The organism is Kitasatospora sp. MY 5-36 (genome assembly GCF_001182915.1).
In the GTDB taxonomy this organism is placed as follows: Bacteria; Actinomycetota; Actinomycetes; order Streptomycetales; family Streptomycetaceae; genus Kitasatospora.
In genome coordinates, this window is sequence record NZ_LFVW01000181.1 from 1 (window position 1) to 9,973 (window position 9,973).

The 9,973-nt window shown below is 73.2% G+C and carries 8 protein-coding genes and 1 pseudogene; 6 read left to right on the forward strand and 3 right to left on the reverse strand.

Annotated features, from left to right (window positions below):
• Positions 1 to 142, reverse strand: a pseudogene (locus tag AE652_RS13510) (dihydrofolate reductase); the annotation flags it as partial.
• Positions 143 to 433: 291 nt separating this feature from the next.
• On the opposite strand from AE652_RS13510, the gene AE652_RS13515 reads away from it, so the two are divergent.
• The 3 genes from AE652_RS13515 (at position 434) to AE652_RS13525 (ending at position 2,471) form a co-directional block, all read left to right on the forward strand.
• A complete protein-coding gene (locus AE652_RS13515; protein ID WP_063780152.1) occupies positions 434 to 1,504 on the forward strand; it encodes a phosphatidylinositol-specific phospholipase C domain-containing protein in 1,071 nt (356 codons plus the stop codon).
• 96 nt (positions 1,505 to 1,600) lie between these two features.
• Positions 1,601 to 1,993 carry a ribonuclease domain-containing protein gene (locus tag AE652_RS13520; protein ID WP_049651576.1) on the forward strand — a complete coding sequence of 131 codons (393 nt, stop codon included), beginning with the start codon at positions 1,601 to 1,603 and terminating at the stop codon, positions 1,991 to 1,993.
• A gap of 127 nt (positions 1,994 to 2,120) precedes the next feature.
• A complete protein-coding gene (locus AE652_RS13525) occupies positions 2,121 to 2,471 on the forward strand; it encodes a 5-carboxymethyl-2-hydroxymuconate Delta-isomerase (RefSeq protein ID WP_049651577.1) in 351 nt (116 codons plus the stop codon).
• Positions 2,472 to 2,531: 60 nt separating this feature from the next.
• On the opposite strand, the gene AE652_RS13530 is transcribed toward AE652_RS13525, so the two are convergent.
• Positions 2,532 to 4,136 carry an alpha/beta hydrolase gene (locus tag AE652_RS13530; protein WP_049651578.1) on the reverse strand — a complete coding sequence of 535 codons (1,605 nt, stop codon included), beginning with the start codon at positions 4,134 to 4,136 and terminating at the stop codon, positions 2,532 to 2,534.
• 146 nt (positions 4,137 to 4,282) lie between these two features.
• Here AE652_RS13530 and AE652_RS13535 point away from each other — a divergent pair, with 146 nt between their 5' ends.
• From AE652_RS13535 to AE652_RS13545, 3 genes are all read left to right on the forward strand, one after another.
• Complete coding sequence (locus AE652_RS13535; protein WP_082345700.1) at positions 4,283 to 5,635, forward strand: MFS transporter; 1,353 nt, start codon at positions 4,283 to 4,285, stop codon at positions 5,633 to 5,635.
• 191 nt (positions 5,636 to 5,826) lie between these two features.
• Complete coding sequence (locus AE652_RS13540) at positions 5,827 to 6,648, forward strand: SAM-dependent methyltransferase (protein ID WP_107086434.1); 822 nt, start codon at positions 5,827 to 5,829, stop codon at positions 6,646 to 6,648.
• 181 nt (positions 6,649 to 6,829) lie between these two features.
• On the forward strand, positions 6,830 to 8,464 hold the full coding sequence (locus AE652_RS13545) for a metallophosphoesterase family protein (RefSeq protein WP_049651579.1): 1,635 nt from the start codon (positions 6,830 to 6,832) through the stop codon (positions 8,462 to 8,464).
• Between the two features lie 66 nt (positions 8,465 to 8,530).
• Here the strand turns inward: AE652_RS13545 and AE652_RS13550 are convergent.
• Positions 8,531 to 9,973, reverse strand: a 1,443-nt coding sequence (locus AE652_RS13550) for a cytochrome P450 (protein ID WP_049651580.1), incomplete at its 5' end; no start/stop codon positions are given.

Here is a 9,973-nt window from a genome sequence, read left to right on the forward strand (position 1 = left end):
TCCGCCGGAACGTCCGGGCGCCGAAGAACCAGCTGTGCAGCCGGCCGCGGGCGTGGCCGAACGGCGCGTCGAGGCTCTGGCCCTCGCCCGTGCCGTAGCCGTCCAGGGAGATCGAGAAGTTGTGGACCCGGACCAGGGACATCGCAGCCTCCGCCGCTCGGCGCCTCGGCGCGCACCGGTCGGCCGCGCCCCGTTTCGCGGGCCACGCTAACCCGCGGCTCCGATGCCATGACGTTCCGTCACCGTCCCGGGCGTGGCGGGTGGGACGGGTGCGGAGCGCGTGGAGGAAGGGGAGGGGAGCGGGGGAGAAGCGGTGCAGCCGTCACGCTATTGTCGTGCCTTCTTCATCCTGAGCACGCCCGGGCGGGCGATGCTTCGTCAGGCTGCCCGGGAGCAGGGCGGCCGGCATCCCACGACTTGGGGGACCGTTCCGATGACCGTACGCCGCACCCTGACCGGACTCCTGGCCGCCGGCCTGATCGCCGCCGCGGCCGCGCTGATCCCGACCGCCCCGGCGGACGCCACCACGGCCGGGCCGGGCGACCTGCCGTTCGGCTCCGCGACCACCGTCGGCCTCCACAACACCTACGACCCGGCGGCCTTCCCGTACCTCGCCCAGGGCCTGGACACCGGCACCGGGATGATCGAGCTGGACCTCTGGCCGAACATCTTCACCAAGCGGTGGCAGGTCAGCCACTCCAACCCGTTCGGCAACTCCAACAACTGCACCGCCGCGAGCACCCCCGCCCAGCTGTACGGCGGCAGCACCGACCAGTACCTGGAGAACTGCCTGGACGACGTCCGGGTCTGGCTCGCCGCGCACCCGGGCGCCGGGCCGCTGGTGATCAAGCTGGAGCTCAAGCCGGGCTACTCGGCCGACCTCGGGATGGGCCCGGACCAGCTGGACGCGCTGATCGCCGACCACCTGGGCTCCGCCGTGCTGCGCCCGGCCGACCTGCTGGCCAAGCCCGGCGGCGGCTCGTACGCGAGCGTCGACGAGGCGGTGCGGGCGGGCAACTGGCCGCGCCGCTCGGCGCTGGCCGGGAAGGTGCTGCTGTACGCGATCCCGGGCACCGTCGAGCTGGGCAACCCCTTCGACACCCTGCACACCGACGTGGAGCAGGGCCGGCACCTGCGCGACCTGGCGGCGGCGGGCCGGATCGGCCAGGCGCAGGTCTTCCCATCCGTGCTCGGCGCCGCCACCGGCGACCCGCGGAGCCAGTACACCGGCGCGGACACCTCGATCCGGCCCTGGTTCGTGGTCTTCGACGGCGACGCCTCCACCTTCGTCAGGACCATCGACACCGCCTGGTACGACAACGCCCACTACCTGCTGGTGATGACGGACTCCCACCTGGTCGCCCCGGAGATCAGTGCCACCGACCCGACGGCCGACCAGGCGAGGGCCCGCACCGAGCAGCTGGCGAAGGCGCACGCGAGCATCGTCTCCAGTGACTGGCGCCGGCTGGCGTCGGTCCAGTCGCTGGTGCTGTCGCGCGGCTGACCTGGTCAAGTCCTGGGAGGGACGGCGAAGTTGACCGGAGGTGAAGAGTTGGAACGGGGCTTCCGGAGGGCCCGGAGGATCGCCATCCTGGTTGTCATGACCCGAACTCTACGCGCGTGGAAGACCCGCGTCGCCGCCACCGCCACCGTCGCCCTGGTCACCCTCGCGCCGATCGCCGTCGCCACCGAGGCGCACGCCGCGGTGAGCGGCTCGGGGTGCCTGTCGGCCCTGCCCTCCCAGGCCCACACCACCCTCAACCTGATCGCCTCCGGCGGTCCCTTCCCGTACAGCCAGGACGGCGTCGTCTTCCAGAACAAGGAGCGCGTGCTGCCCGCGCAGGCGACCGGCTACTACCACGAGTACACCGTGGTCACCCCGGGCTCGCCGACCCGTGGCACCCGTCGCATCGTCACCGGCAAGCAGTACCACGAGGACTACTACACCGCCGACCACTACGTGACCTTCCGCAAGGTCGACTTCGGCTGCTGACCCGGCCACCGCTCCACCGGACAGCCCCGGGCCCCGGCGCCGCACCCCGCGCCGGGGCCCGGGGTTTGCGCTCGGGGCCCGTCCGGTAGCGTCGGCGGCGTCCCGGCAACGACTCCCGGAGGTTCCCGTGCCGCAGATCCTGGTCGACCACTCGGCCGAACTCGACTTCGACCGGACGGCGCTGGCCGCCGAGGTCCACCAGGCGATCACCGAGGTGATCGACACCACGGTGGCGGACTGCAAGACGCTCTTCCGCCCCGCCGGCGGCCACCGGGTCGGCGACGGGACGAGCGGCGAGGCCGCGGTGCTGGTCGAGGTGAAGATCCTGGCCGGCCGCAGCGCCGAGCAGCGCGCCGAACTGACCGCCCGGGTGCTCGCCGCCCTGCGCGCCCGGATCGCCGGGCCCGCCGCCATCGGCGTCCAGGTCACCGAACTCGACCGGGACACCTACCGGTTCGTCCACCACCCCGGGCACTGACCCGGAAAGCGGCGACGGCGCCGGGCCCGCGGGCCCGGCGCCGTCATCGTGCGGGACGGATCAGTCCGTCGGGCAGCGGATGCCCGCGGCCGGGACGGTCCCGTCGAGCAGGAAGGCGTCCACCGAGGCGCGCACGCACTTGCTGGCGCCGTACCCGGTGTGGCCCTCGCCCTCGCGGGTGACCAGGACGGCGTTGCCGAGCTCGGCGGTCAGCTTCTCGGCCCAGGCGTACGGGGTGGCCGGGTCGCCGGTGGTGCCGACCACCACGATCGGGGCGGCGGCCGTGTTCTTGACCGCGTGCGGCCTCTCCGTCGAGGCGGCCGGCCAGATCCGGCAGTCCGGGTCGAACAGCGCGGCCATCGGGTCGTGCTTGCTGACCAGCGGGGCCTTGGCGGCGAGGTCGGTCAGCGCGGCCTGCAACTGCTCGCCGGCCGGGGCGTCGGTGGCGCCGTCGGCGCAGTGGATGGCCGTGTAGGCGTCCGCCGAGGGGCGGTACTTGCCGTCCTTGTCGCGGCCGTTGTAGCCGTCGGCGAGGTCCAGCAGGTAGTCGCCCTTGCCGCGCACCATCGCCCAGCCGATGGAGTTGCGCAGACCGGTCCAGGCCTTCTCGCCGCCGTAGAGCCGGCTGAGCACGCCCGTCCAGGCCGCGCTGGAGGTCAGGGTGCGGCCCTTCTCCGTCTTGAGCGGCTTGTCCTTGAGCCCGTCGAGGAACGCGGCGAGCTTCTGCGCCGCCTGCTCGGGGTCCTTGCCGAGCGAGCAGGCGTCCTTGGTGACGCAGTCCGCGGCGAAGGCCTTCAGGGCCCGCTCGAAGCCGCCCTGCTGCTCGATGTTGTGCTGGACCAGCGAGGTGGAGGCCGAGGTGGCGCCGTCCAGGACGAGCCGGCCGACCTTGTCCGGGAACTCCTCGGCGTACAGCGAGCCGAGGTAGGTGCCGTAGGACAGGCCGAGGTAGCTGAGCTTCTGGTCGCCGAGGGCGCCGCGCAGCACGTCCATGTCCCGGGCGCTGTTGCGGGTGCTGACGAAGGGCAGGAGCTGGGCGTACTTGGCCTGGCAGGCGTCGGCCAGTTGCTTGCCGTGGTCGGCCGCGGGCTGGTCGGTGGTCAGCCAGTCGTCCCGGGTGCGGTCGTCCAGGCAGTTGAGCGGGCTGGTGCCGGCGGTGCCGCGCGGGTCGAAGCCGACGATGTCGTAGCGGTCGTGTACCGGGCCGTCGAAGCCCTTGGGGTCGTAGGTGACCATCCCGACGCCGGAGCCGCCCGGGCCGCCGGGGTTGATCAGCAGCGAGCCGATCCGCTGGTCGGGCTTGGTCGCCGGGTTGCGGACCACGGCGACGTCCAGGGTGCCGACCTCCGGTGCGGCGTAGTTCAGCGGCACCTTGAGGGTGGCGCACTGGAGCGCGGAGACGTCCTCCTCGTTCTGCGGGTCCTTCTGGCAGGGGCCCCAGGCGAGTTGCTGGCCGTAGAAGGCCTTGAGGGCGGGGTCGGCGGCGCCGGTGGGCTTGGGCGTCGGGGTCGGGGCGGCGCTCGGCGTCGCGACGGCGGCGGCGTCCGGGGAGGCCGAGGGCGCGGCGGCGGTGCCGCCTCCGCTGGTGCAGCCGGCCAGCAGGGCGGCGGTGGCGAGGGCTGCGACGGCGGCGGGCAGGGCGCGCCGCGGGGTCCGGGTGATCATGGAATGCACGGCACAGGAATATCACCTGCCTGTCACATCAGTCACATGGGATTCTCAGAGTGCTCTGCGTCAACGGACCGGAGCACGCCGCCCACCGGCCGCGAGAAGTGATTCCGCGGCGGTCCGAACGGTGCCATGCTGAGGCCATGACAGAAAGCAGTGCGGTGGCACCGCTCCGTCACCAGGCGGAAACCGGTGGGCGGCGGCGGGAGTTGGCCGCGGCGACGGTCGGGTCGGTGGTCGAGTCCTTCGACTGGAACATCTACGCCGTCCTCGCGCCCTACTTCGCGGCGGACCTCTTCGGGCACGGCAAACACGGCGTCAGCGGCGTGCTCGGCGCGTACGTCACCTTCGCGGTGGGCTTCGTCGCCCGGCCGGTCGGCTCGTACCTGATCGGGCGGCTCAGCGACACCCGGGGACGGCGCTTCGCGCTCAGCCTCGGCATGGCGGTGATCGCCGTCGCCAGCCTGGGCATCGCCGCCGTCCCGGGCCAGCGGAGCATCGGGGTCTGGGCGGCCGTGCTGGCCGTGCTCGCCCGGGTGGTGCAGGGGCTCGCCTTCGGCGGGGAGGCGCCGAGCGTGGCCGCGTACGTGACCGAGACCGCCCCGCGGCGGCACCGCTTCGCGTTCAGCTCGGTCTCCTACGGCGGGATCATCCTCGGCTCGCTGCTCTCCTTCGGCGTGCTCACCCTGCTGATCCACACCCTCGGCAAGTCCGGCCTGGAGAACGGCGGTTGGCGCTGGGGCTTCGTGGTCGCCGCGCTGCTCGGGCTGGCCGCCGTCTGGGTGCGGCGGTGGGCGCCGGAGAGCGCCGAGTTCCACCGCGCCCGGGAGCGGGCGGGCCGCGCCGCCCGCCCGCCGTTCCTCCGGACGCTGCGCGAGCACCGCTGGGCGGTGCTCACCGTCTTCCTCAACACCCTGGGCGGGACGGTCGGTTACTACTTCGCGCTGGTGTACCTGCCGCAGTACGCCGCCGCCTACCACGTGATCGGCAAGGAGGAGGCGGCCTCCTTCATGACCGTGGTGCTCGGCGTGGTGCTGGCCACCATGCTGCTCACCGGCGCCGCCGCCGACCGCTTCGGCCTGCTGCCCGTCGCCCGGATCGGCTTCGGCCTGCCGATCCCGCTGGTCGGGGTGCTGCTCGCCGGGCTGCGCCAGGGCTGGCTGCCGTTCCAGGTCGTCGCCGTGCTGCTGGGGATGCTGGTGGCCACGGTGCTCGGCACGCTCAACGTCTTCACCGGGCTGCTGTTCCCGACCGAGGTGCGGGCGGTCGGCCTCGGCGTGGTCAACGCGGCCACCATCGCGGCGTTCGGCGGCACCTTCCCGCTGCTCGCCGAGTGGCTGAGCGGCCGGCACTGGCTGGGCGTGATCCCCGCGTACGTCACCGTCTGCACGGCCGGCCCGGCCCTCGCGCTGCTGACGGCGATGAAGGTGCCCTCCTTCGCCGAGGCCGTCCGCGAGACGGAAGGAGCGGTTCAGCGGACACCCGGAACCGCCTGACGGACAGTCATCGGCTGTGGTTGAGTGGTCCGGACCACTGCTGAACGGGGAGGGCTGGCGTGGGCATCGACGCACCGGGTACCGACATACCGGACACCAACACACAGGACGGCGGCCTGCCGGAGGACTGCGGGCCCGACGGCTGCGGCTCGGACGACTGCGCGCCGGGGGGCCGCGTGTCGGAGAGCTGGCTGACCGAGGCCGGGTTCGAGGAGCCGCCGCCGGTGGACCTGCGCACCGACCGGGCGCACTCCGCCCGGGTCTACGACTACCTGCTCGGAGGCAAGACCAACTTCCCCGCCGACCGCGAGGTCGGCGACCGCGTCCTCGCCGAACTGCCCGGCGTGCGCGAGGACGCCACCGCCGCCCGCGCCGTGATGCGGCGGATGGTCCGCCGGCTCGCCGGGGTGCACGGCGTCCGCCAGTTCCTGGACGTCGGCACCGGCATCCCCACCACGCCCAACCTGCACGAGATCGTCCAGGCCGTCGACCCGGCCTGCCGCGTGGTCTACGTCGACAACGACCCGATCGTGCTCGCCCACTCGCGGGCCCTGCTCACCAGCACCCCCGAGGGCCGTACCGCCTACGTCCAGGGGGACCTGCGCGAGCCGGAGCAGTTCCTCGCCGACCCGGGGGTGGCCGCCACCCTGGACCTCCGCGAGCCGGTCGCCCTGACGCTCATCAACATCGTCCACTTCCTCTCCGACGAGGTCGCGCACCCGCCCGTCCGCAAGCTCCTGGACGCCCTGCCGGCCGGCAGCTTCCTCGCCCTCTCGGCCGGGACCGCCGACATCGCCCCGGAGCGCGCCGGGATCGCCACCCGCCGCTACGCGGAGGCCGGGATCGACCTCCACCTCCGCTCGCGCGAGCGCGTCGAACGCTTCTTCAGCGGGCTGGAACTGGACGACCCGGGCGTCGTCCTGGTCGACCGCTGGCACCCGGATCCCGCCGGGGACCCGGTGCCGGGCGAGGGGAAGGTCGGGGTGTACGGGGGAGTCGGCCGCAAGGCGTAGGAGCCCGGCCCTGCGAACGGGCCCTGCGAACGAGGCCTGCGAACGAGGCCTGAGAACGAGGCCTGAGAACGAAGCCTGAGAACGAAGCGTGCGAACGGAAGCTGCGAAAACGATCGTCTTTACGTGCACATGTCATTAAAGTGACTGCCTGTCGAACCCCCACTCGGCAGGCGGAGTCCTCATGACCATTGCACGCAGGTCCATCCTCAAGGGCACCTCGGCGGCCGGAGCCGCCCTGGTGGCCGCGGCCTCGACGGCGGGCGCGCAACCCGCGGCCGCCCAACCGGCCGACGACGCGCCCACCAGCCCGCTCCTGCAGACCACCCCGCACCGCTCCGGAACGGCCGCGGTGTCCGGGCTGCACCTCCAGTTCGGCACCGACGCCGGCACGGAGATGACCGTCTCCTGGCTCACCCCGCAGTCCGTGCGCCGCCCGCAGGTGCGGTACGGCTCACCGGACGGCGGCCTCGGCCGGGTCGTCCAGGCCGAGACCCGCACCTACCGGGACTCGATCGACAAGGTCGAGGTGTACGTCCACCACGCGCGGCTCACCGGCCTGCGCCCGGGCAGCACCTACCTCTACAGCGCCGGCCATGACGGGGCCACCCCCGAGACCGGCACCTTCACCACCGCCCCGCGCGGCCGCGCCCCGTTCACCTTCACCAGCTTCGGCGACCAGGCCGCGCCCAACCTCCGCCGCCGGATCACCTTCCCCGACGGCATGCCCTCCCCGCTCGGCAAGTACCCGGTGTTCATGAGCAGCCAGGTCGGCACCGCGGCCTCCGCCGACATCGTCGCCGCGGTCGAACGCGTCGGCCCGCTGTTCAACCTCATCAACGGCGACCTCTGCTACTCCTCCTACGCCGGCCGCCACGGCCAGAGCCGCACCGCGACCTGGGCCGACTGGTTCATCAGCAACAGCCGCTCCACCCGGCTGCGGCCCTGGATGCCCTGCGTCGGCAACCACGAGAACGAGGGCGGCAACGGCCCGATCGGCGCGCTCGGCTACCAGGCGTACTTCTCCCTCCCCGACTCCTCGGCCTCCTCCGACGAGGAGACCCGGGGCCTGTGGTACGCCTTCACCGTCGGCTCGGTGCGCTTCATCAGCCTCGCCAACGACGACGAGGCCATCCAGAACTCCGGCGACGTCTACCTGCGCGGCTTCTCCGACGGAGCCCAACGGCGCTGGCTGGAGCGGGAGTTGCGGACGACGCGGAACAACCGGGCGATCGACTGGATCGTGGTCTGCATGCACCACCCGATGATCTCCAGCTCGAAGCACGGCTCCGGCAGCGACCTCGGCCTGCGCGAGACCTGGGGCCCGCTGTTCGACGCCTACGGGGTCGACCTGGTGGTGTGCGGCCACGAGCACTACTACGAGCGCTCCCACCCCGTCCGCGGCACCCTGCCGAACGACGCCCGCACCCCGGTGCCGACCAGCACCCGCACCGACATGGTCGACACCGGCCGGGGCACCGTCCACATGGTCATCGGCGCCGGCGGCAACGCCGCCACCACCCAGGACGACCTCTTCGAGCAGCCCAAGGGCCGGGTCGTCATCGGGCTGGAGGACCCGAAACCGGGCGCGCCCTACCGGGAGTCGATCTGGCTCACCGAGGACGCGCCCTGGGCCGCCGTCCAGGACCGCGAACACGCCCACGGCTTCGCGGCCTTCGAGGTCGACCCGGGCGACCGGCGCGGCGGCACCACCACCATGAAGGTCACCTACTACACCTTCGACGGACCGCACGGGGACCTCACCCCGGTGGACACCTTCACCCTGTACCGGCGCCGGACGGACGGGCGCGACGGCTGACCGCCACCGGCACCGCCACTGACCGACACCGGCGCCGGTGTCGGTGTCGGTCAGTGGCGGTGCCGGTCAGCGCCGGAACAGGCCGGTGAGCACGTCCCACCAGCCGCGGCGCTGCGCCGGGATCGTCGGGGCCGCCGGGACGCCCCGCTCCGGCGCCGCCTTCGCCTGTTCCGCCCCTGTCTCCACCCCTGCCCCCGCCTCCGCCTTCGCGTCGGCCTCCGCCAGCTCCGCCTCCGCCACCGAGAGCGGGTCCGGCTCGATGTCGCGGGCGGTGAACTCCACCGGCAGCGCCGTCAGGTGCCGGGAGATCCAGGCCGAGCTCCAGACCAGCTCCTCCTCGGGCACCGCGAGCCGGACGTCCGGCAGCAGGGTGAGCAGGATGTCGATCCCGGCCTCGGCGACGTGCCGCCCGATGTCCTGGCCGGGGCACTCGTGCGGCCCGGCGCCGAAGGACAGGTGGGAGCGGTTGCCGTACAGCGGGGCCGCCAGGTCGGGGCGGACCACCGGGTCGACGTTGGCCGCCGCGAGCCCGAGCAGCAGCAGGTCCCCGGCCCGGACCTGCTGACCGCCCAGCTCGGTGTCGGCGGTCGCCCAGCGGCCGGCCACCAGGGACATCGGCGGGGAGTCCCAGAGCACCTGGTCCAGCGCCTCGCCCAGGGTCATCTGGCCGCCGGAGAGGTGGGCCCGGAAGCGCGGGTCGGTGAGCACCATCTTCAGCGAGTCGGCGATCAGGTTGACGGTCGTCTCGTTCGCGGCGAGCAGCACCACCCGCAGGTGCTCCATCACCTCGTCCTCGGTCAGCCCGGCCGGGTGCGCCAGCAGACGGCTGGTCAGGTCGTCGCCGGGGTGCTCGCGCTTGAGGGCGATGGTCCGGCGCAGACCGGCGACCACGTACTCGTTGCTGGCGATCGCCGTCTCGGTGCCCTTCATCAGGTCCCGGGCGGCGGTCACCAGCTGCGGCCCGTACTCGTCCGGCATGCCGAGCAGCTTGGTCATCACCAGCATGGGCAGGTGCTCGGCGAACTGGGAGATCAGCTCGGCCTGGCCGGTCGGCCCGACCACCTGGACCAGGTCGGTGGTGAAGCGGCGGACGTGGCGGCGGATGCCGCGCCGGTCGAAGCCGTTCAGGCCGTCCAGCAGGGCCCCGCGCAGCCGGCGGTGCTCGTCGCCGTCCGCGAACACGCAGATCGGCTGCCAGGCGACCACCGGCAGCAGCGGGGAGTCGGGCGGGACCTCGTTGTTGCGGAAGGCGTTCCACAGGCGCGAGTCCCGGGAGAACAGCGTGGGGGTGCGCATCACGGTGATGTTGGTGCCGTGTCCGAGCACCAGCCAGGCCGGGTGGTCGCCGTGCAGCAGCACCGGGGCGACCTCGCCGTGCTCGGCGCGCAGCTTGTCGTACAGGACCGTCGGGTCGGCCTCGGCCTCCGGGCCGTACAGGCGGCGCAGGCCGCCGGGGCCGGTCGGGGCGATGCCGCCGCCCGCGTGGGCCGGGCAGCCGGGCGGCGGGGC

Coding starts and splice junctions, on each gene's coding strand:
- AE652_RS13515 (WP_063780152.1), top strand. CDS start 434: ATGACCGTACGCCGCACCCTGACCGGACTCCTGGCCGCCGGCCTGATC.
- AE652_RS13535 (WP_082345700.1), top strand. CDS start 4,283: ATGACAGAAAGCAGTGCGGTGGCACCGCTCCGTCACCAGGCGGAAACC.
- AE652_RS13520 (WP_049651576.1), top strand. CDS start 1,601: ATGACCCGAACTCTACGCGCGTGGAAGACCCGCGTCGCCGCCACCGCC.
- AE652_RS13545 (WP_049651579.1), top strand. CDS start 6,830: ATGACCATTGCACGCAGGTCCATCCTCAAGGGCACCTCGGCGGCCGGA.
- AE652_RS13530 (WP_049651578.1), bottom strand. CDS start 4,136: ATGATCACCCGGACCCCGCGGCGCGCCCTGCCCGCCGCCGTCGCAGCC.